The organism is Ruegeria sp. I1 (assembly GCF_056532675.1).
The window spans coordinates 192511-212597 of the sequence record NZ_JBQFNM010000001.1 but is presented as its reverse complement, the minus strand read 5'-3'; the positions used below and the strand labels follow the sequence as shown (position 1 = coordinate 212597).

At 58.4% G+C, this 20087-nt stretch carries 21 protein-coding genes; 6 read left to right on the top strand and 15 right to left on the bottom strand.

What is annotated here, in order from left to right; translation table 11 throughout:
• The first annotated feature begins 21 nt into the window (after nucleotides 1-21).
• Nucleotides 22-354 (top strand): DnaJ family domain-containing protein, encoded by a 333-nt coding sequence (locus tag ACR0DH_RS01045; RefSeq protein WP_480546501.1) that lies wholly within the window; start codon nucleotides 22-24, stop codon nucleotides 352-354.
• Here ACR0DH_RS01045 and ACR0DH_RS01040 read toward each other — a convergent pair.
• Both ACR0DH_RS01040 and ACR0DH_RS01035 read right to left on the bottom strand, forming a co-directional pair.
• On the bottom strand, nucleotides 351-722 hold the full coding sequence (locus tag ACR0DH_RS01040; protein WP_480546499.1) for a VOC family protein: 372 nt from the start codon (nucleotides 720-722) through the stop codon (nucleotides 351-353). The two genes, ACR0DH_RS01045 and ACR0DH_RS01040, sit on opposite strands and share 4 nt — an antisense overlap.
• Complete coding sequence (locus ACR0DH_RS01035; protein ID WP_480546497.1) at nucleotides 719-1501, bottom strand: crotonase/enoyl-CoA hydratase family protein; 783 nt, start codon at nucleotides 1499-1501, stop codon at nucleotides 719-721. Before ACR0DH_RS01035 ends, ACR0DH_RS01040 begins: the two co-directional genes overlap by 4 nt.
• A gap of 117 nt (nucleotides 1502-1618) precedes the next feature.
• Here ACR0DH_RS01035 and ACR0DH_RS01030 point away from each other — a divergent pair, with 117 nt between their 5' ends.
• Nucleotides 1619-2740 (top strand): pyridoxal phosphate-dependent aminotransferase, encoded by a 1122-nt coding sequence (locus tag ACR0DH_RS01030; RefSeq protein ID WP_480546495.1) that lies wholly within the window; start codon nucleotides 1619-1621, stop codon nucleotides 2738-2740.
• A 69-nt stretch (nucleotides 2741-2809) separates the two neighbouring features.
• On the opposite strand, the gene ACR0DH_RS01025 is transcribed toward ACR0DH_RS01030, so the two are convergent.
• The 6 genes from ACR0DH_RS01025 to ACR0DH_RS01000 form a co-directional block, all read right to left on the bottom strand.
• Nucleotides 2810-4006: a pyridoxal-phosphate-dependent aminotransferase family protein gene (locus ACR0DH_RS01025; RefSeq protein WP_480546493.1), complete on the bottom strand. Its 1197-nt coding sequence runs from the start codon at nucleotides 4004-4006 to the stop codon at nucleotides 2810-2812.
• A 51-nt stretch (nucleotides 4007-4057) separates the two neighbouring features.
• On the bottom strand, nucleotides 4058-4690 hold the full coding sequence (locus ACR0DH_RS01020; RefSeq protein ID WP_480546491.1) for a bifunctional 4-hydroxy-2-oxoglutarate aldolase/2-dehydro-3-deoxy-phosphogluconate aldolase: 633 nt from the start codon (nucleotides 4688-4690) through the stop codon (nucleotides 4058-4060).
• 3 nt (nucleotides 4691-4693) lie between these two features.
• Nucleotides 4694-6499 carry a phosphogluconate dehydratase gene (edd, locus tag ACR0DH_RS01015; protein WP_480546489.1) on the bottom strand — a complete coding sequence of 602 codons (1806 nt, stop codon included), beginning with the start codon at nucleotides 6497-6499 and terminating at the stop codon, nucleotides 4694-4696.
• A gap of 2 nt (nucleotides 6500-6501) precedes the next feature.
• Nucleotides 6502-7947 (bottom strand): glucose-6-phosphate dehydrogenase, encoded by a 1446-nt coding sequence (gene zwf, locus ACR0DH_RS01010; protein WP_480497219.1) that lies wholly within the window; start codon nucleotides 7945-7947, stop codon nucleotides 6502-6504.
• 164 nt (nucleotides 7948-8111) lie between these two features.
• Nucleotides 8112-10355: a phosphoenolpyruvate--protein phosphotransferase gene (gene ptsP / locus ACR0DH_RS01005; protein WP_170530932.1), complete on the bottom strand. Its 2244-nt coding sequence runs from the start codon at nucleotides 10353-10355 to the stop codon at nucleotides 8112-8114.
• A 46-nt stretch (nucleotides 10356-10401) separates the two neighbouring features.
• Nucleotides 10402-11640, bottom strand: coding sequence for an aspartate kinase (locus ACR0DH_RS01000; protein WP_353013671.1), 1239 nt, complete (start codon nucleotides 11638-11640; stop codon nucleotides 10402-10404).
• A 165-nt stretch (nucleotides 11641-11805) separates the two neighbouring features.
• On the opposite strand from ACR0DH_RS01000, the gene ACR0DH_RS00995 reads away from it, so the two are divergent.
• Nucleotides 11806-12162: a hypothetical protein gene (locus ACR0DH_RS00995; RefSeq protein WP_480542096.1), complete on the top strand. Its 357-nt coding sequence runs from the start codon at nucleotides 11806-11808 to the stop codon at nucleotides 12160-12162.
• Here the strand turns inward: ACR0DH_RS00995 and ACR0DH_RS00990 are convergent.
• The 5 genes from ACR0DH_RS00990 to ACR0DH_RS00970 form a co-directional block, all read right to left on the bottom strand.
• Nucleotides 12156-12794: an SDR family NAD(P)-dependent oxidoreductase gene (locus tag ACR0DH_RS00990; RefSeq protein WP_480542094.1), complete on the bottom strand. Its 639-nt coding sequence runs from the start codon at nucleotides 12792-12794 to the stop codon at nucleotides 12156-12158. The genes ACR0DH_RS00995 and ACR0DH_RS00990 overlap by 7 nt on opposite strands.
• A 3-nt stretch (nucleotides 12795-12797) precedes the next feature.
• Nucleotides 12798-13256, bottom strand: coding sequence for a DUF1178 family protein (locus ACR0DH_RS00985; RefSeq protein ID WP_480546487.1), 459 nt, complete (start codon nucleotides 13254-13256; stop codon nucleotides 12798-12800).
• Between the two features lie 72 nt (nucleotides 13257-13328).
• Complete coding sequence (locus tag ACR0DH_RS00980; protein ID WP_480546485.1) at nucleotides 13329-13790, bottom strand: NUDIX hydrolase; 462 nt, start codon at nucleotides 13788-13790, stop codon at nucleotides 13329-13331.
• 126 nt (nucleotides 13791-13916) lie between these two features.
• On the bottom strand, nucleotides 13917-14660 hold the full coding sequence (locus tag ACR0DH_RS00975; protein ID WP_170530945.1) for an EcsC family protein: 744 nt from the start codon (nucleotides 14658-14660) through the stop codon (nucleotides 13917-13919).
• A 54-nt stretch (nucleotides 14661-14714) separates the two neighbouring features.
• Nucleotides 14715-15209, bottom strand: coding sequence for a GNAT family N-acetyltransferase (locus ACR0DH_RS00970; protein WP_480546483.1), 495 nt, complete (start codon nucleotides 15207-15209; stop codon nucleotides 14715-14717).
• Between the two features lie 72 nt (nucleotides 15210-15281).
• Here ACR0DH_RS00970 and ACR0DH_RS00965 point away from each other — a divergent pair, with 72 nt between their 5' ends.
• Together ACR0DH_RS00965 and ACR0DH_RS00960 are read left to right on the top strand one after the other, a co-directional pair.
• Nucleotides 15282-15887 (top strand): flavin reductase family protein, encoded by a 606-nt coding sequence (locus tag ACR0DH_RS00965; protein WP_480546481.1) that lies wholly within the window; start codon nucleotides 15282-15284, stop codon nucleotides 15885-15887.
• On the top strand, nucleotides 15887-16525 hold the full coding sequence (locus tag ACR0DH_RS00960; protein ID WP_480852337.1) for a CatB-related O-acetyltransferase: 639 nt from the start codon (nucleotides 15887-15889) through the stop codon (nucleotides 16523-16525). Before ACR0DH_RS00965 ends, ACR0DH_RS00960 begins: the two co-directional genes overlap by 1 nt.
• Nucleotides 16526-16557: 32 nt before the next feature.
• Here ACR0DH_RS00960 and ACR0DH_RS00955 read toward each other — a convergent pair whose 3' ends face one another.
• The gene (locus ACR0DH_RS00955) at nucleotides 16558-18192 is read right to left on the bottom strand and encodes a SulP family inorganic anion transporter (RefSeq protein ID WP_480546477.1); all 1635 of its coding nucleotides are present in this window, start codon (nucleotides 18190-18192) and stop codon (nucleotides 16558-16560) included.
• 214 nt (nucleotides 18193-18406) lie between these two features.
• Between ACR0DH_RS00955 and ACR0DH_RS00950 the strand changes: the two genes are divergently transcribed.
• Complete coding sequence (locus tag ACR0DH_RS00950) at nucleotides 18407-19279, top strand: S-methyl-5'-thioadenosine phosphorylase (RefSeq protein WP_480546476.1); 873 nt, start codon at nucleotides 18407-18409, stop codon at nucleotides 19277-19279.
• A gap of 33 nt (nucleotides 19280-19312) precedes the next feature.
• On the opposite strand, the gene ACR0DH_RS00945 is transcribed toward ACR0DH_RS00950, so the two are convergent.
• Complete coding sequence (locus ACR0DH_RS00945) at nucleotides 19313-19999, bottom strand: hypothetical protein (RefSeq protein ID WP_480546475.1); 687 nt, start codon at nucleotides 19997-19999, stop codon at nucleotides 19313-19315.
• Nucleotides 20000-20087: the final 88 nt, after the last annotated feature.

Below are 20087 nucleotides of genomic sequence, written 5' to 3'. Positions count from 1 at the left end.
TATCGCATGTAGACTGCAAACATGTTTGGATCATTGGCAAAACTGGTGGAACACCAGATCAAGAAGGCGCAGACTGAAGGCCAGATGCAAGACCTGGAAGGCGAAGGGGCGCCTTTGCCAGATCGGTCAGGCGAGGCCCAAGGCGATCCCGCCATTGCGATCGGGCATCGGATCATGGCACAGGCCGGGGTGCTGCCAGAAGAGTTCAACATCAAGAAGGAACTGGACGCGGCACGCAAATCCTATGCTGATCTCATGGATCCGTTTGAGCGCAAATCTGCAATGGCAAAAATTGCCGACCTCGAGATGCGTTACCATATGGCACGTGACGCACGACGCGCCTTTATGCGCTAGATTTGGTCAGAAAATGCCCGACTAGATACAGAAATCGAATTTTTTGAAGGGTCTTTTGCGTTGGCAAAATCATACCCGTCCGCATGATGTATAGCGCCGAATTCCAAACCATTCTCTTTGGCACGTGCACAGAAGGCCGCGACGTCATCCACATCGAACACCAATTTGACCGCGACCTGTCCTTCGCGCGCAGATTTTGCCGCAGGGTGCAAGAGAAGGCGCAACCCGGTGTTTGGAGGAACCAACTCCACAATGCGATCCCCAGCGGCTTGTTGAGCCGAGTACCCAAAATACGTTTCATAAAATCGGATCATTTCATCCATGCGTTTGGTATAGATAATGATCCGAGCTATCGTGGCGGTAGTCATTTGAATTCCGGCTTTCGACCTTGCATCTGGGCCATAACAACCTCCATCTGGTCGGGCTTTCCGATCAGGTCCACTTGCTCTGAAGATTCTGCCAACAAAACATCCTGACGGCCCCTGGATTCGGCAACCTCGATCAGCCGTTTTGCGGCCCGGATTGCTGAGGGGCTTTGGCCTGCGATGTTTTCAGCCATCGCGAGGGCCTCGGTGAGGGGATCGTCAGACAATTTTGTCACCAACCCCCAGTCCGATGCCTGAGGCGCGCCGATGGGACGGGCAGTATAGGTCAACAGACGCAGCACATCAGAGCGAACCAACCGAGGCAGCAGGACCATGCCGCCCATATCCGGAATGATGCCCCATTTCATTTCCATCACGGCCAGTTTGGCCTCGGGATGCGCGATGCGGATATCTGCGCCCAGCGCGATCTGCAGCCCGCCGCCATAGGCCACGCCCTGAATCGCGCAGATCACCGGAACCGGAATGCGGCGCCAGATCAGGGCAAGCTCTTGCATCTCATTGGCGTCTTCGTGGCTGCGGGTCATCAGCCATTCGGTCGGGTCTTTATGCGCCATGCTGGCAAAGCTGGCCATGTCGAGCCCGGCACAGAAACTTTTACCCTCGCCCGACAGGACAACGGCGCGTGCGTCGGATACAGCGACCTCTTGCCCGGCCCCCAGTAGCGCCTTGATCATCGCGTCATCCAGCGCGTTCATCTTGTCGCCCCGCGTCAGGGTGACATGGGCGATGTGATTGCGGTACTCAACGGATACACGTGCCATAATGGCCTCCCAACACTGTTTGGGCCAGCATGGCCTGAAATGGGGGTTCAGTTCCACTGCGACGTCAGGGCAATGCAGATGCTTGCCCCGACTGTGCGCATACGTTTATCTGCGCCTATGACTGGACCACGCTACACATCGCTTGCCCAAACCCTGCCCGCAACCGTGCCGTTTGTTGGCCCTGAAACGCAGGAACGTCAGCGCGGTGCACCGTTTTCGGCGCGTCTGGGCGCAAATGAGAACGTGTTCGGCCCCTCGCCCCGCGCGATTGAGGCCATGCGTGGGGCAAGTGCCGAGATTTGGATGTATGGCGATCCCGAAAACCACGATCTGCGTAACGCCCTGGCGGATCATCATGGGATCGCCCCCGAGAACATCGTTGTTGGCGAAGGGATCGACGGGTTGCTGGGATACCTGGCGCGGCTGATTGTCGAGCCAGGAGATGCGGTTGTGACCTCGGATGGAGCCTACCCGACCTTTAACTACCATGTCGCGGGTTATGGCGGGGTTTTGCACAAGGTGCCCTATGCCGGGGATCACGAAGACCCACAGGCCCTGTTTGCAAAAGCGGCCGAGGTTGGTGCCAAACTGGTCTATCTGGCCAATCCTGACAACCCAATGGGCAGTTGGCACAGTGGCGCAGATATCGTTGCCGCGATGGACGCTCTTCCCGAGGGATGTTTGCTGGTGTTGGACGAGGCCTATGTGGAATGCGCCCCGGAAGGCACCGCAGCCCCTGTGCGAGCCGATGATCCACGCGTGATCCGAATGCGCACATTTTCAAAGGCCTACGGCATGGCGGGTGCACGGGTTGGGTATGCGATTGGTGCACCCGAGTTGATCCTGTCCTTCAACAAGATACGCAACCACTTTGGAATGAACCGTGCAGCCCAACCGGGGGCGCTGGCGGCGTTGGCAGATCAGGCTTGGCTAGGAATGGTGCAACATCGCGTTGAAACCGCGCGCAGTCGTATTGGCGAGATCGCGCGAGAGAATGGGCTGATCGCTTTGCCTTCGGCCACAAATTTCGTCGCAATTGATTGCGGTGAAGATGGCGAGTTTGCCAGGGCGGTGTTGGCGTCCCTCGTGGCGCAAGGCATCTTTGTTCGTATGCCATTTGTTGCACCGCAGAACCGGTGTATCCGCGTCAGCTGTGGTACCGAAGATGATCTAACGGCTTTTTCCAGGGCTCTGCCGATCGCGCTGCAGGCTGCACGGTCGAGCGAGGCATCCGGTTGAGGCAGGGGGCTCTGCCCCCGCCGCGCGGCGCGCGCCTCCCCCGGGATACTTATGGCCAGATGAAGCGGATCAGGCCTGGTTCGCCAGGATTGTCGCAGCAGCCTCGAGCGCGCCGTTACCGCGTGGTATGTTCAAGGCCGCCATTGCGGTTTCCACGCCGCCTAGCATCGCCATAACCATCTGGGCGTTTACATAGCCCATATGGCCGAGGCGGAAACAGCCGTCCCAGTCCTCCATCCCCAAGCCGATGCCGAGCGTCAGGCCGAGGTGGTTTTCGGTAAAGTTGCGCAGCGGTGTGCCGCGCCCTTCGGTCAGGCGCAGGGCGGTGACCGCATGACTGCGAAAGGCCGGATCGGTGACATTGAAATGGAGAGCACCGCCCTCCGCCCAGACCTTGCAGGCGGCCCAGATCGCTTTGGCGAGGTGTTCGTGGCGCGCCCAAACGTTTTCGATACCTTCCGCGTGAATGAGATCAAGCGCGGCGCGCAGGCCATAGAGGTGATGAGTCGGCGCGGTGCCGTCAAAGTATTGATAGAACAATTCAGGATTGGCGCGCGGTTGCCAGTCCCAATAGAGCGAGACACGAGGCATTGCGGCCCGTTTTGCCTGCGCTTTGTCGTTAAAGAAGACAAAGCCCATGCCGGGCGGTGTCATCAGCCCTTTTTGGCAGGCGGTGACTGTCACATCGACGCCCCAGGCGTCCATTTCGAACCGGTCGCACCCGAGTGAGGCAATGCAGTCGGCCATAAGCAGCGCCGGATGGTTCAACTCGTCCAGAAGCGTGCGCAAGGCTGGGATATCATTTCGGATCGAGCTGGATGTATCCACATGGACGGCAAGAACTGCCTTGATCTCATGCGCTTGGTCGGCCCGCAGAACATCCGCAATTTGCTCGAAACTCCACGGAGAAGATGTGCCGAAATCAATCGTTTTGACCTTGGCGCCAATCCCTGCGGCCATCTCGGCCCAGCCATAGGTGAACCTACCAGAGGCCGGAGCCAGAACGGTTTCGCCGGGCGCGATCACGTTCGACAGCGCGGCCTCCCACGTGCCGTGGCCGTTGGCGATATAGATGGCGACGTTGTGTTCGGTGCAGGCGACGCGCTTTAGATCGCGCGTAAGGGCCGGCATCATCTCGATCAGCGCGCCGTCATAAATATTGGGTGACGGGCGGTGCATGGCCTGTAGCACCGCGTCGGGCATAACAGAAGGGCCGGGAATGGCCAGATACTCGCGCCCATGCGAGAGGGAGGGTCGGTTTGTCATGAGGGCAACCTGTTTGAATTGAGGCCTACCCTAGCGTTTCGCCCTGCGACGTCAATCCATCAGACCAGCGGCCTCGCGCGCAAGGGATTCGATCCCGGACCAATCGCCGTTTTGGACCATCTGCTGGGGCACAACCCAGCTGCCGCCTGCGCAGATCACGTTGGAGAGAGACAGATAATCACGCGCGTTTGAGGGCGAGACACCGCCCGTGGGGCAAAAACTGATTTGCGGCAGTGGCGCGCCGATAGCTTTCAGCGCAGGGGCACCGCCCGAGGCTTCGGCGGGGAAGAATTTCAACATGTCATAGCCATTTTCCAGCAGAGCCATGGCCTCACTCGCGGTAGCCGCGCCGGGTAAAAGGGGCAGGCCTTCGGCTTCGCAGGCGGCGATGAGGGCGTCGGTCGCGCCGGGCGAGACGCCGAACTGCGCGCCAGCCTCTTTGGCGGCGCGGACGTCTTCGGGTGTGACCAGCGTGCCTGCGCCCACGACGCCTCCGGGCACAGCGGCCATGGTGCGGATCACGTCCAGTGCCGCAGGGGTGCGCAGAGTGACTTCGAGAGCGGGCAGACCGCCCGCGACCAGTGCCTCGGCCAAAGGCCGTGCGTGGGCGGCGTCATCCACGACCAGCACAGGAACGATTGGGGCCAGCGCGCAGATCTCGCGGGTGCGTTGGGTTTTAGACATAGGTTAAACTCCAAAAATGCTGGCACCCGTGTCGGCGGAGCCGACATTCTGGCGGAACGCGCCGAAGAGGTCGCGGCCGACGCCGTGCTGGTTGGCAGACAGATCAGCAGTGGCTGGGGTACGGTCGAGGACGCCGGGGTTGAGGATCTCAAGCTCACCCTTGACTGCATCGACGCGCAGCAGATCACCGTCTTGCAGATAGCCGATGGCACCACCGTCCAGCGCCTCAGGGCAGACATGGATGGCGGCGGGAACCTTGCCCGACGCCCCAGACATGCGGCCATCGGTGACCAGAGCGACCTTTTGGCCTCTGCCCTGAAGGATCGACAGTATCGGCGTCAGCGAGTGCAGCTCGGGCATACCATTGGCCTTCGGGCCCTGGAATCGAACAACGACGATGACGTCATCAGTGAACTCTCCGGCCTTGAAGGCGGCTTTGACGTCGTTTTGGTCGTGAAACACACGGACGGGCGCTTCGACCACTTGGTGTTCGGGTGCCACGGCTGAGACCTTCATGACGCCGGTGCCCAGATTTCCGGTCAGGCGCGACAGGCCACCGGTGGACTGGAACGGGTCCTTTGCCGGGCGCACGATCTTTTCATTCAGGCTGTGGCCTGCACCGTCTTCCCAGACCAACTCGCCGTCTTTCAGCTTTGGTTCCTTGGTGTAGTTGTGAAGGCCCTGCCCCGCGACGGTCAGTGTGTCAGGGTGCAGCAGCCCATCGTCCAGTAGCGTACTGATCGTAAAGCCCAAGCCCCCCGCGGCGTGGAAGTGGTTCACATCGGCCAGACCGTTGGGATAGACCCGCGCGACCAGTGGGACCACTGCGGAGATGTCGGAAAAATCCTCCCAATCCAGCACGATACCACCCGCGCGCGCCATGGCGATCAGGTGGATCAGCAGGTTGGTCGAACCTCCCGTGGCCATCAAGCCAACGATACCATTGACGAAGGCGCGTTCATCGAGGATCTGGCAGACCGGTGTGTAGTGATTGCCCAACGCGCTGAGAGACAGGGCGCGGCGCGCGCCTTCCTCGGTCAGAGCATCGCGCAGAGGCGTGTTGGGGTTGACGAAGCTGGAGCCCGGCAGGTGCAGGCCCATGAACTCCATTAGCATCTGGTTGGTGTTGGCGGTACCGTAGAAGGTGCAGGTGCCGGGGCCATGGTAAGCTGCCATTTCAGCCTGCATCAGGGCGTCGCGACCGACCTCTCCGGCAGCGAATTGCTGGCGCACCTTGGCTTTTTCGTCATTCGGTAGACCGCTGGTCATCGGACCAGCCGGCAGGAAGACGGCCGGCAGATGGCCAAAGGCCTGCGCGCCGATGATCAGGCCGGGCACGATCTTGTCGCAGACCCCCAGAAACACCGCCGCGTCATAGGTGTTGTGGCTGAGCGCGACGCCAGTCGCCAGCGCAATGACGTCGCGTGAGAACAGAGACAGCTCCATCCCCGCCTCGCCTTGGGTCACGCCGTCGCACATGGCGGGAACCCCGCCTGCGACCTGCGCTGTGCCGCCTGCCGCGCGGATCGCTTGGCGGATCAGCTCGGGATAGCGCTCGAACGGTTGGTGGGCCGATAGCATGTCGTTATAGGCGGTGACGATGCCAAGGTTCCCAGCCGTACCGGTCGCCATCGAGTTCTGATCCTCGCCCGCACCGGCATAGGCATGCGCCTGACCGCTACAGGACAGATGTGCACGCGCAGGGCCTTTGGATTTGGCCTGTTCCATCCGCTCAAGATGCGGGCCGCGCAAGTCGGTGCTGCGGTCGATGATACGTTTGGTGACGTCGGAAATAACTGTATTGACCATGATTACCCTCCGATCTGACGCCAGCGGCGTCCATCGCGATGCATCAGCATCAATGCTTCTTCGGGCCCTGAACTGCCCTGATCGTATTTTGCGGGCTTGTCGCCACGCTCTTCCCAGCCGTGAATGATGGGATCGACCCAGGCCCAGGCAGCTTCGGCTTCGTCCCCACGCATGAACAAGGTCTGATCACCGCGGATCACGTCCATAATCAGGCGTTCATAAGCGTCGGGGGATTGACCATCATCGCCCAAGGCGTCGGCAAAGCTCATATCCAGCGCCACGTCGGACAGGCGGAACCCGCCCTGCCCCGGTTCCTTGATAGTGGTGCGCAAGGTGATGCCCTCATCCGGTTGCAAGCGGATCACCAGCACGTTGCCATGCAGAGGCCCTACGTTGGGGAAAATCGTATGGGGCGGGTCGCGGAAGAACACCGCGATCTCAGATTCACGGGCCCTCAGGCGCTTGCCGGTGCGCAGGTAGAACGGCACACCCGCCCAGCGCCAATTGCCTATATGCGCCTTGAGCGCGATATAGCTTTCGGTGCGGCTGGCCGGGTCACCAACATGATCCAGATAGCCATCGCTGCCCTTGCCCGTACGATATTGGCCGCGCGCGATATCCTTGGGCTCAACCGGTTCCAGTGCTTCGATCACTTTGACCTTTTCATCCCTCACCGCGTTGGGTGCGAATTTCGAAGGCGGCTCCATCGCCGTCAGACACAGCAATTGCACCAGGTGGTTCTGAATCATATCCCGCATCGCGCCGGATTGATCATAGTAAGCGCCACGCCCCTCAACACCCACCGTCTCAGCCACGGTGATCTGAACATGATCGACATGCGTGGCGTTCCAGAGCGGCTCGAATAATGAATTGGCAAAGCGCAGCGCCATCAGGTTCTGCACGGTTTCCTTGCCCAGATAGTGGTCGATCCGGTAGATTTGATGCTCTTCGAAACAGGCGCGCAACCCTTCGTTCAACGCCTTGGCTGAGGCCAGATCATGGCCAAAGGGTTTTTCTACCACGATCCTGCTGTCGGGCGTGGCCAAACCATGATCGTGCAGCCGTTGCGCGATGCCCGAAAACAGGCTGGGGCCCACGGACAGATAGAAAGCGCGCACCACATCAGGTCGAAGCGATTTCGCCAGATCAGGCCATCCTGAATCGCCCAGCGCATCCACCGGGACATAGTCGACGCGTGACAGGAACCGGTCCAAAATGCCCTTATCATATTTCGGGGCAAACTCATCCATCGACGCGCGCAGTTGTTTGCGAAACCCTTCACTGTCCATGTCCGAGCGCGCCGTACCAATGATACGCGCATCTTCGGGCATCTGACCAACCTCAAAACGGTGATACAGCCCGGGCAAGATCTTGCGTTGCGCCAGATCGCCCGTCGCGCCAAACAGCACGAGGTCAAACGGGTCTACAGGAATTACACGTGAGACCATGGCCTGGTTCCTTTTGCATCCACCTGTGCCAGCCCATCATGCCCCATGATTTGAGAAGGTGACACTGCCGTCATAAGAATGTTATCGCTAACATTTGTGGTTGTAATAAGTAGATAGACCCAAGAAATCAAGCATGGATTTGCGCAAAGCCGCAGGTTTTCCGGTTAGCTCTGGCTGCGCAACCACTCCATCACCGAAGGTCGCACAGATTGCTCGCCCCGGTGGCGTGCATCGGCGATGATCTTGCGCACTTCCTGAAGGTTCGAACGCAACAACAGGCTTTTCACAGGACCAATCGAGGCCGGACGCATCGACAAAGTCCGAATTCCCATCGCCGCCAAGCACAGGGCCTCGACGGGCCGGCCCGCATCCTCACCGCAGAAACTGAGCGGCGTATCCGAGATATCGCAGCGTTCAACCACGCGTTCGATAAAGCTGAGGAAGCTGACATTAAGGGTGTCATACCGCCTGCGCACCAATTCGTTTTCGCGATCGGCCGCAAAGAAGAACTGTTTCAGGTCGTTGCCACCGATTGAAATGAAATCGACCTCGTCAAAGAACTTCTGCGGTGCGAACCCCAAAGACGGCGTCTCGAGCATCGCACCGACTTCCAGCGTTTCGGGCAGCACATGACCCAGTCGCTTTTCCCGCTCGATGGTCTTGTTGACCTCCCATCGGGCTTCACGAAACTCATCGGCCTGCGCGACAAAGGGGAACATAACCGTTAGCGGCCGCCCATTCGCCGCGCGGATCAGCGCCTGCAGCTGCATCCGCATGACGCCACGCTTATCCAGACCCACGCGGATCGCGCGCCAGCCAAGGGCCGGGTTTGGCTCGGCCACATGTTTCATATAGGGCAGCACTTTGTCTGACCCGATATCCAGCGTGCGAAATACCACGCGTTTCTCACCTGCTGCGTCCAGCACGCGTTGGTATTGCGTAACAAGTTCAGACCGTTTCGGCATCTGATTACGGACCAGGAATTGAAGCTCGGTCCGGAACAATCCAACCCCTTCGGCCCCCGAATTATTCAGCGACGGCAGGTCTGCCATCAGACCCGCGTTCATCACCAGATTCATCCGTGCGCCGTCCTGTGTCACGCATGGTGTTTCACGGATCGAGGCATAGCGTTCCTGCGCTTTGGCCTGCATTGCGATCTTGTCGCGGAAGGCGCTGACCACCGTATCCTCGGGGCGCAGGTGCACAACACCTTGGTCGCCATCGACTAGGATATGATCCCCATTGAGCGCCTCGGTCGTGATGCGCCCCACATGGACAACCAATGGGATCGCCAAGGCACGTGCCACGATGGTCGCATGGCTGCCGACAGACCCTTCTTCCAGCACGATGCCTTTCAGCGAGCGGCCATATTCCAGCAGATCGCCTGGGCCAATGTTGCGCGCAATTAGAATCGGATCCGGTGGCAGGTCCGAACTATCAGTTTTACCCTGCCCCGTCAGGATCCGCAGCAGACGGTTGGACAAATCATCCAGATCGGCCAGACGCTCTCGTAGATAAGGATCTGTAACCTGCCCCATACGGGCCCGCGCCTGCGACTGCTCTTTCTCAACCGCCGCCTCGGCGCTGAGGCCCAGCGCAATGTCTTCCTCCATCCGGCGCATCCAGCCTTTGGAATTCGCGAACATCCGGTAGGCTTCCAACACTTTCAGCTGGTCAGAATCCCCGCCCTGAGAAATCTCCAACATCTTGTCGACGCCAACGCGCAACTCTTCGACCGCCTCGACCAGCCGCTCACGCTCTCGATGTGGATCATCGGCAATCGGATTGGTGATTACAACGCGCGGCTCGTGCAGCCAGACATGCCCCTCGGCTGACCCTTCCTGCGCCGGTCCGCCCCGCAGCAGTACGGATTGCTGGTGCAATGGAGACAGCGCCGCACCTTCACCGACGAACGCGCCCAGCTCGGCCATTTCGGCCAACACCATGGCGACAACTTCCAGAGCGTAGACCTCATCAGCAGAATACTCGCGCGCCTCGCGCGACTGAACGACCAGTACGCCTAGGTTTTCGCCCAATCGCTGTATCGGAACACCCAGAAAAGACGAGAACCGTTCTTCACCGGTTTCCGGCATGTAGCGAAAACCTTTGGCCGATGGCGCGTCGGCGGTGTTCACGATCTTGCCAGACTTGGCTACACGACCGACCAGCCCTTCGCCCATCCGCATCCGCGTTTTATGAACCGCCTCGGGCGATAGGCCTTCGGTTGCGCAAAGTTCCAGCGTTTCCTCGTCTCGGAATAGATAGACCGAACACACCTCGGCCCGGATGCTATCGGCGATCAGATGAGTGATCCGGTCAAGCCGTTCCTGTCCGGCGGCCTCGCTCGCCATTTCTTCGCGCAGCCGTCCCAGCAGCTTGCGGGATTCAGTTTCGGTGCCGTCCGCCATGGCCCACCCAAATTAGTGCGTCAGGCAAGACCTTTGGCTGAAATGCTCAGGCCGCCTTGTCCAGTTCAAAGGCATCATGCAGTGCCTGAACAGCAAGTTCCATGTATTTCCGATCCACCAGAACGGAAATTTTTATCTCAGAGGTTGTAATGACCTTAATATTGATCCCCTCATCCGAGAGAATCTTGAACATCTTGGCCGCAACACCGGATTGCGAGCGCATACCGATTCCAACCACCGAGACCTTGCAAACGTCATTATCGGCAACAAGCTCGGCATAGTTCAGCTCGCCCGCATCCTTGATCGCCAGCAGCGCTTTTTCAGCGCGCGCGACCTGATCGGTCGGGCACGAGAAGGTCATGTCCGTGCGACCTTCGTCCGAGATATTCTGTACGATCATGTCGACATTGACGCCCTCATCGCTGAGCGCGGTAAAGATGATCGAGGCGATCCCGGGTCGGTCGGCCACCGAGACCACAGTCATCTTGGCTTCGTCGCGGGAATAGGCCACACCGGCCACAACATTGGATTCCATGATATCCTCCTCATCGCAGACCAGCGTGCCTGCATTGTCGGATTGTTCTTCGAAACTGGACAGCACCCGCAGGCGCACCTTATAGCGCATCGCCAACTCGACCGAGCGGGTCTGTAGAACCTTTGCGCCCAGTGAGGCCAGTTCCAGCATTTCCTCGAACGAGATTTTCTCAAGCTTGCGCGCCTTCTCGCAGATGCGCGGGTCGGTCGTGTAAACGCCATCCACATCCGTGTATATGTCACAGCGCTCGGCCTCGAAAGCGGCAGCAAAGGCCACAGCCGTCGTGTCTGAGCCACCCCGGCCCAGCGTTGTGATACGCCCTTCGGGGCTCAGGCCCTGAAACCCGGCGACAACCGCGACTTTCATGCCTTCCCCGAACTTCTGGTTCAGGTTGTCGGTCGGGATTTCTTCGATCCGCGCCGAGGAATGAGCACCATTGGTCAACAACGGAACCTGCCAACCCTGCCAACTGCGCGCCGGGATATCCATTTCCTGTAGAGTCAACGCCATCAGACCTGCGGTCACATTCTCGCCCGAGGAAACCACAGCGTCATATTCACGCGCATCGAACAGCGGTGAGGTTTCATTCACCCAGCCCACCAGTTCGTTGGTCTTGCCGGACATGGCCGAGACGATGACGATCACGTCATATCCCTTGGCCACCTCAACGCCCACACGCTTTGCCGCGCGGCGGATACGGTCAAGATTGGCAACCGATGTGCCTCCGAATTTCATCACGAGTACGGGCATGAGGCCAACTGTCTCCGTGCCTTGGGCTGTTAGTTCCGTGCCTCATATGCGAGGGGGGGATCAAGGGCAAGGGCGCAATCAGGCTTTGCCTGCGACCCAGGGCTGCTTTACAATCAGCGGGCACAGTGTCAGCCTGTCCTTCGCAATCATTCCAAGAGGTTATTTATGCTCCGCCTTGCCGCCGCCTTCGTCCTTCTGTCCTCTCCCGCCATTGCTCAGGTCGCAAGCGTGGCAGGAACCGATGGTCAGAACGCTTTGGGTACCGTCCCTTGCGCGGTCAATGCCGGTGACCCGCTGCAAAGCTGCAATGCGGAACTGCGCCGTCGCGATGATGGCAGCGCCACCCTGGCGGTGGCCTTAGGCAATGGCGAGGTGCGCAACATCTATTTCACCGATGGCGTGCCGGATTCCAGTAGTTCTCCTTCGAAACTCAGCTACGAAACACGCGGTGATCTGCTGATCATATTCATCGAACCCGGAGAGGTTTATGAACTGCCAAAGGCAGCGCTGAACGCTCAGTAAGCATGCGGCTGGCCATCATAGGTCTCAAAGCAACCGGTATTGTCCAATGAGAGCGCGTCAAAGCGTTTGATGAGGCCTGAAACGGCCTCATCCACGTGAATATCGGCTGACGATCCGCCCATATCCGTCTGCACCCAGCCCGGATGGTAAATCCCGACTGCAATGCCATCTGCCCTTAGATCGGTCGCCAGATTACGTCCCAGATTCAACGCTGCCGCCTTCGAAGCACGGTAGATATAACTGCCACCTGGCGCCCGCGAGTGTGATGCCATTTGTGATGAGAGAATTGCGATTTTGCCGCCAGCAGCCTTTAAATTTGGTAGCAAAGCCTGAATGGTTAGAAAAACACCGGTGACATTCGTCGCAAAGCTCTGTGCCCACATGTCTGCCGGATAGCCGTCGAGGCCCTGACCCTTGTCAAGATAAACGCCTGCATTGCAGATCAGCAGATCCAGCGGTTGACCTTCTAGCTGCCGCGCCATCGCCTGATGATGCGCGCTATCTGAGACATCCAACTGTATTTCAGCACTATTGTCGCGGGCCGTGCCGGTGACATTATGACCCTCAGCGCGATACTGATCCGCCAGAGCCTTTCCGATTCCGCGATTGGCTCCGGTAATCAGTAGATGCATAGATCAATTCGTCTTTCTGCTGGGCAAAAAGGGCAACGGGGCGACGGGCACGCCATCTTCGATCAGCGCTTTCGCCTCATCTGGCTTGGCCTCGCCATAGATCGATCGTTCGGGTGCGTCGCCCAAATGCATCTTTCGGGCTTCGCTGGCAAAATCTTTACCAACATAGTCCGAGTTTTCCTCGACCTTGCGGCGCAGCTCGGCCAGCGCTTTCTCTATCTCAGGCGCGGGTGTCGCCACACTGATGTCACCGGATCCGGCGGGCGCTGTTGCGTCGGGTTTGGGCGCGGCCTTACGTGCGGGGCGTACCCGTGGTGTCATGATTGCTTTTTCCACTTGCGAGCATCCGCAGACCGCACAAGTCAGAAGACCTGCTGCCGCCAGCTTGTCAAACGCTTCGGCGGACTGGAACCAGCTGTCGAATGTGTGGCCTTCGACGCATTTCAACGCGTATTGAATCATTTTTCACCCAAAAAAGCGATGGCCGAATAGATACCGACCGGCAAGACAATATCAAGCCCTACAAAAGGATGATCAATGCAGGCCGGACTTAAAGCTGCGTAAAATGACGGCAAGCTCAGGCGAGGCCACCTTGGACGCTGCTTTTTTCAGCGAACACCATTGCCGCTTGCGCTGCCCTTTTTCCGGAAACTCCTGTGCCAGGGATTTCACGTGCAGCGGATACACGTCGACCATACACAAAACCGGCCCTTTTCTGGGTCGCATCTTCACAAAAGGGAACTGTCCCAGCGATGGGTCACTGCATTTCCCGACAACACCTGCCTCTTCCCAGGCTTCCTGCGTAGCGGTTTCGGCCGCCGTCAATCCGGGCATCAGCCAGCCTTTGGGGATGATCCATCGCCGGGTTTGCCGTGTAGTGATCAACAGAACCTCCGGCCGACCCAGCTCAACCCGATAACATAAGGCAGCTGCTTGCGGTAAAATCGCAAGATTTTCCACACCATGCCATAGCTCGGATGAAAGCCGGGCGTTCATCGCGACAATCCCTTTCACAAGAGGTTCAAGCCTGTCTGTCAGGTCGCTGATTTTTGTCCTATTTTGCGAACCTGATAGTTTTTGATACCACATCATGCGGTTCAAGCCAAGGTTGCTGGTCTCAGGCTACATCCTGGACGACAGCATCCGAACCAGTTGATCGTGTGGAATATCGGCATCAATCGCCAATCGGCGCAGACCAAAATGAACATGCGCGATCTGCTGATAGTAGCGGGTGTAGATATAGTTTGTTCCGCCACCTGCGAGTGCCCCCAGCAGCGGTACCGACTGCGCGGCAAGTTTTTGCCCCAGAACGATCGATAGCCGCGGCGCAACCGCTGCGATCAGGCGCTGCATGGCTGGTCCGGTCAGCGTCAGGCGCACGGAAAAGAACCCCAAATCAGCCCCGTCATCATATGACAATGGGCCTGCCGCTGACAAAACGCGAACGCAGTCGAATTTGACGTTTTCCTCAGCCGGGTCAAAGCCTTCACGCGCCGCCGCACCCTGAATTGAGCGCAGCAACATTGCGGTGGTTGCCGGCAGTTCGACCAATGACGTCGATAGGCCGCCAATACCACCTGCCGCGCCCATCGCGGTTGTAACCGCCGTATTCACCCATGGTTCCTGATCCGGCACAGCGCGCCTTGAGCCTTGCGCTGCCTGAATGGCTAGCCATAGAGCGCTCTCGGTCGCTCCGGTCAGGCCTTGACGTACGGGTTCAGGCAATTGGTCAATCAGGGATTCAGCCGACCCACCCAAGGCATTCAGTAGTCGAACCCCGGCACCGCCCGCAGTTCTATAGTGCTGCGCCAAGCGGTCCAGCTCTGCCTCGGCATCTATGTCTTCAACAAGAACCACGTCCTGCATCTGATCCCTCCGTTCTTTGAACAGATCGGGGTTTGCAGTCAGAGTTTCAATAGGTCAGCGTGTCCATCTTGTGACGAAACCCGCCACATTAGCCCATCCTTCAGGGATTAAATCCAACCCGAGAATACGATCCGGGTTCGTTGGCGGTGGCATCTCGACACCTCTCAGCCGGGCAAAACCGAAGCGAGAGTAATAAGGCTCGTCACCTACCAGCATGACGCGCTGCCATCCCAGATCGCGCCCGGCCTCGAGACTGGCGTGGATTAGATACCCGCCCAAACCTTCACCTTGGCGCGTGGGGTGTACTGCGACTGGCCCCAATAGCAGCGCATCGTCTGTGCCGACATGGACCGGCCAGAACCGGATCGCACCCGCCAGAATGCCCTGCCCATCGCGCGCGACCAAAGAGAGCCCGGAAACAGGCGGAACATCGTCGCGTAAGCGATAGGAAGACAGCGCTTCGCGCCCCGGTGCAAAGCACAGGTCATAAAGGGCTTCAACCTCCCACCAATCGTCCGGCTCTTCCGGCCTGATCCCGAATTGCTGCACGCCTGCCCTCTTTTCCTTGCTGGCATTCGCCCTAGCACTTCGATACGCCTTGGGCAAACGCTTGGAGACCATATGTTCTATCGCCCCGAAGACGGCCACGGACTGCCGCATAATCCATTCAACGCCATCGTCACCCCCCGCCCGATCGGGTGGATATCAACGCGCAGTGCTGATGGGATCAACAACCTGGCCCCTTATTCCTTCTTCAACGCTGTCGCCTATACCCCGCCGCAGGTCATGTTCGCCTCAACGGCGTCTAAGCCGGATCAGGATGGCACCAAAGACAGCGTTGCCAATATCGAAGCAACCGGTGTGTTCTGTGTAAATGTTGTGGCTCAGACCCATCAGGATGCGATGAACGCAAGCTCAGCCGCACTACCGAAAGACACGGATGAATTTCACCATGCGGGCCTCACACCGGAAGAATGCGAAACCATCCCATGTGCGCGGGTCGCCAATGTCCCCGCGGCGCTTGAATGCAAACTGACCCAGATCGTCACCCTGCCAGGCGAAGCAAACCGGGTTGTTTTCGGCGAGGTTATCGGCGTGCATTTGCGCGATGACTGTATGAAGGATGGCAAGTTCGACGTGACCTCGTTTCAACCCCTGGCACGACTTGGATACCGCGACTATTCCGTGGTGTCCGAAGTGTTCAGCCTATCTAGGCCCGATGAGTAATGCCCCTGCCCCACGCCTCACGCCGATACCCGGTGACCCTGCCCAATGGAACCGAACATCCGGGGACTGTGTTCCTGAACCAGGCCATTGATCATCCTTGCATTGAAGCAGGTGGCTACAGCTATGCCTCGGATTTCGACGCGCCAACGGATTGGGCCGCTCGCCTGGCTCCGTTTCTATTTCCGTTTTCCCGCGAACGACTCGTGATTGGTAAGTTCTGTCAGTTCGCCCACGGTGTTCGATTCATAACGTCATCTGCCAACCATGCGATGGATGGGGTGACGTGCTATCCTTTCCCGGTTTTTGATCCCGAGAAGCTGTTGGAGTATCAGCCAGACACGCGAGACACTGTAATCGGCAATGATGTCTGGATCGGTTACGGTGCCCTGATCCTGCCGGGCGCGAGGATCGGGGACGGGGCGATCATTGGTGCCGGATCGGTGGTGCGCGGCACGATCCCGCCATATGGCATCGCAACGGGTAACCCTGCCGAGGTTCGGAAGTTTAGGTTTCCGTCCGACATCATCGAGCGGTTGCTTGCCTTGGAGTGGTGGAATTGGCCCGCCGAACAGATCAAGCGCGCCGAAGATGCGCTGATTTCAGGCGATGTTGATGCCTTGGAACGTATCGCGCACTAAGGAAAGGCGGCCACCATGGCCGCCTTTTGGGATCAGTGGCCGCCCAGAATTCCGGTTCGCACAGAGTAGTCGACAGCCAGACCGTAATCCGGGTCATCATCGCTATCGACCATCAGGTGACCGGCCTTGTTGAGCAGCCTGTGGCAGTCTCGGCTGAGATGGCGCAACATGACGCGTTTGCCGGCAGCCTCGTATTTACCAGCGATGTTTTCGATGGCCTGCAAGGCTGATTGATCCACCACCCGGCTTTCTGCAAAGTCAACAATCACGGTGTCAGGGTCGTTTGATACATCAAACAATTCAACGAAACCGTCAGACGATCCGAAAAACAGCGGGCCTTGGATTTCATAAACCTTAGCACCTTTTTCAGTCTCCGAGTCGCGCGTGATAGCATGGATGCGCTTTGCGTTGTTCCACGCATAGGCCAGCGCTGAGACGATCACGCCAACAACCACCGCAACCGCGAGGTCTTCCATCACCGTCACAACCGTGACCAGCACGATGACGAAGGCATCCGTCAACGGCACCTTCCGCATGATCTTGAACGAGTTCCAGGCGAAGGTGCCGATCACCACCATGAACATCACGCCAACCAGTGCGGCCAGCGGGATTTGTTCGATCAAAGGCGAGGCAAATAGGATAAAGATTAGCAGGAACAAAGCCGCAGCGATCCCTGCAATCCGCGTGCGGCCGCCGGATTTTACGTTAATCATCGACTGCCCGATCATCGCGCAGCCGCCCATGCCGCCAAAAAAACCAGTTACGATATTCGACGCGCCTTGTGCGATACATTCCTGCGAGGCTCCACCGCGTTTGCCAGTGATCTCGCCCACCAGGTTCAGGGTCAGCAGGGATTCGATCAAGCCAATGGCCGCCAGAATAACAGCGTAGGGTAGAATGATCTCAAAGGTTTCCCAGTTCAGCGGAACCATCGGAATGTGGAAAGCGGGCAGGCCACCCTCGATTGACGCCAAATCGCCAACGCGCGGAACATCCAGACCCAAACCGATCACAAGCGCCGCAACGACCAGAATACCAGCCAGAGGCGCAGGGATGATGCGCGTGATGCGCGGCATCACCCAGATCACTGCCATGGTCAGCGCCACAAGACCCAGCATGGTGTAAAGCTGAAGTCCCGACAGCCATTCACCGCCGCTCATACCGTGGCCGGTATTTTCCATGGTTCCGGGCACTTTGAACTGACCCATCTGGGCCAAAAAGATCACGATGGCCAGACCGTTCACAAAGCCCAGCATCACCGGATGCGGCACAAGGCGAATGAAGCGGCCCCAGTGCATCGCACCTGCGATGACCTGCAAGATGCCCATCAGAACAACGGTCGCGAACAGATATTCCACCCCATGCTGCGCCACCAAGGCCACCATGACCACCGCCAGAGCACCCGTTGCACCCGAAATCATACCGGGGCGGCCACCGATCAGGGCGGTGATTAGACCCACTAGGAAGGCCGCGTAGAGGCCCACAAGCGGATGAACGCCCGCAACAAACGCAAAAGCCACGGCTTCCGGAACCAACGCCAGCGCAACGGTCAGACCCGACAACAGCTCGATCCGCAGGCGCGAGACGGTCAACCCCTCATCTGGTACCCAACGCAGATCGGGTTTGGCTATACGGTTGGCAAAGCTTGCCAGCATGGCTCGGGGCATGGGACGGTCCTGTGGGTCGTTATGTTCGCGCGAAAGGGGCCTTCTACCGGGTAAGCCCTGGCTGAGATACCGCATTATCGGGAACCCGCTATGCGCTAGGCGCATGGCTTGGTAAGGTTTGCCCGGTGTTGCACACAAACAGTTGACTGCACTTGCCAATTCGCGCGCCGCCCCGCAGAAATCGGGTATCAGAAATTCGCATCGGAGGCCGAACGTGACCCAAACCAAAATCGCCGTCATCGGAGGATCGGGCATTTATGACATCGATGGGCTGGAAAATGCAGAATGGGTCACGGTTGATACCCCTTGGGGTGCCGCCTCGGATCAGATCCTTACCGGATCGCTGAACGGCGTCGAGATGGCCTTTCTACCTCGTCACGGACGTGGGCACGTGCATTCACCAACCGAGGTGCCCTATCGTGCGAATATCGACGCTCTGAAGCGTCTAAAGGTGACTGATGTCATCTCGGTCTCGGCCTGCGGTTCGTTTCGGGAACACATGGCACCCGGAGATTTCGTGATCGTCGATCAGTTCATCGACCGGACCTTTGCGCGTGATAAAAGTTTTTTTGGCACAGGCTGCGTTGCCCATGTCAGCGTTGCCCACCCAACTTGCCCGCGCCTAAGCGATGCGTGTGAGACAGCTGGCAAGGCCGCAGGCATCACCATCCATCGCGGCGGTACTTATCTGGCGATGGAGGGGCCTCAGTTCTCGACCCTAGCCGAATCCAAGATGTATCGCGAGCAATGGGGTTGTGATGTAATTGGAATGACCAATATGCCCGAGGCGAAGCTCGCCCGTGAAGCCGAACTTTGTTATGCCTCGATTGCGATGGTCACGGATTATGATAGCTGGCACCCAGACCATGGCGAGGTCGATGTCACCGCAATCATCGCGACCCTGACCGGCAATGCCGAGAAAGGCCGGGCGCTGGTCAAAGGCTTGCCCGCTCTGTTAGGGGCTGAGCGCGCACCCTGCCCGCATGGCTGCGACAGGGCGCTGGAATATGCGATCCTAACAGCCCCAGAGAAGCGTGATCCTGCCTTGCTGTCCAAGCTAGATGCGGTGGCAGGCCGGGTACTTTAGGCTATCAATGCCGTTTCGATCACGCCAACCTGGCTATTCGATGCGCACCAGTTCCCAATCGGCTTTCTTTCGCGTCAACCAGCTGATCCTAAGCACCTGATGTTTGGGCGCAGTCTTCACACACAGCGCACCGCAATCCTTTGGGATAATGCTGGAGCGTGACAATTGCACAAGTGCGGGCTGATCCGGAGTGTCCCGATCAAAATAGACCATATCTACGATGAACACAGACTGATCCGGCATCCGCACATGCTCGATCACGCGGTCCAGACAACTTTGTTCCAGCTTTGAATTCAGTTCATCGCTGCGATAGATCTTGTTGAACTCCCAGACGACATCTGCGTCCTCCAGGTTCATGCCAGTCAGAATCTTCTCGCCAACAAACTGTCCAACTTGCGAAATCGCATCATTCAGGCCTTTTCCCCATTCGTTGATGCCAGCAAAACTGACCGGTGCGATCGGGTAGTCATCCGCCACATGCAACGTGCACAGCTTGATCGACGCAAATTCTCCTGTCGAGTGATCAAACGCATATGCATCACCCGGTTTTGGGCTGCCCAGCCAATTGGCCGGGATACTGTTCCGATCATAGCGCAAGTCAGCCTCGTCCGCGTCAAGGATCAAGGGTGCGCAGAACGAAAACACCGCGATTATTCCCGCCACAACCACCAAGTAGACCGCGCGCTTGCGTAGGGTTTCCAGTACAGATGACAGTTTCATGGCTGCACCGTGGGGCAGCATAAATTACCTCCGCAGTCCGAGTATCCCTCGGGACAGCCATCAGCAGCAACATGTTCTGGAACAAACA

Coding starts and splice junctions, on each gene's coding strand:
- ACR0DH_RS01045 (WP_480546501.1), top strand. CDS start 22: ATGTTTGGATCATTGGCAAAACTGGTGGAACACCAGATCAAGAAGGCG.
- ACR0DH_RS01040 (WP_480546499.1), bottom strand. CDS start 722: ATGACTACCGCCACGATAGCTCGGATCATTATCTATACCAAACGCATG.
- ACR0DH_RS01035 (WP_480546497.1), bottom strand. CDS start 1,501: ATGGCACGTGTATCCGTTGAGTACCGCAATCACATCGCCCATGTCACC.
- ACR0DH_RS01030 (WP_480546495.1), top strand. CDS start 1,619: ATGACTGGACCACGCTACACATCGCTTGCCCAAACCCTGCCCGCAACC.
- ACR0DH_RS01025 (WP_480546493.1), bottom strand. CDS start 4,006: ATGACAAACCGACCCTCCCTCTCGCATGGGCGCGAGTATCTGGCCATT.
- ACR0DH_RS01020 (WP_480546491.1), bottom strand. CDS start 4,690: ATGTCTAAAACCCAACGCACCCGCGAGATCTGCGCGCTGGCCCCAATC.
- edd (WP_480546489.1), bottom strand. CDS start 6,499: ATGGTCAATACAGTTATTTCCGACGTCACCAAACGTATCATCGACCGC.
- zwf (WP_480497219.1), bottom strand. CDS start 7,947: ATGGTCTCACGTGTAATTCCTGTAGACCCGTTTGACCTCGTGCTGTTT.
- ptsP (WP_170530932.1), bottom strand. CDS start 10,355: ATGGCGGACGGCACCGAAACTGAATCCCGCAAGCTGCTGGGACGGCTG.
- ACR0DH_RS01000 (WP_353013671.1), bottom strand. CDS start 11,640: ATGCCCGTACTCGTGATGAAATTCGGAGGCACATCGGTTGCCAATCTT.
- ACR0DH_RS00995 (WP_480542096.1), top strand. CDS start 11,806: ATGCTCCGCCTTGCCGCCGCCTTCGTCCTTCTGTCCTCTCCCGCCATT.
- ACR0DH_RS00990 (WP_480542094.1), bottom strand. CDS start 12,794: ATGCATCTACTGATTACCGGAGCCAATCGCGGAATCGGAAAGGCTCTG.
- ACR0DH_RS00985 (WP_480546487.1), bottom strand. CDS start 13,256: ATGATTCAATACGCGTTGAAATGCGTCGAAGGCCACACATTCGACAGC.
- ACR0DH_RS00980 (WP_480546485.1), bottom strand. CDS start 13,790: ATGAACGCCCGGCTTTCATCCGAGCTATGGCATGGTGTGGAAAATCTT.
- ACR0DH_RS00975 (WP_170530945.1), bottom strand. CDS start 14,660: ATGCAGGACGTGGTTCTTGTTGAAGACATAGATGCCGAGGCAGAGCTG.
- ACR0DH_RS00965 (WP_480546481.1), top strand. CDS start 15,282: ATGTTCTATCGCCCCGAAGACGGCCACGGACTGCCGCATAATCCATTC.
- ACR0DH_RS00960 (WP_480852337.1), top strand. CDS start 15,887: ATGCCCCTGCCCCACGCCTCACGCCGATACCCGGTGACCCTGCCCAAT.
- ACR0DH_RS00955 (WP_480546477.1), bottom strand. CDS start 18,192: ATGCCCCGAGCCATGCTGGCAAGCTTTGCCAACCGTATAGCCAAACCC.
- ACR0DH_RS00945 (WP_480546475.1), bottom strand. CDS start 19,999: ATGAAACTGTCATCTGTACTGGAAACCCTACGCAAGCGCGCGGTCTAC.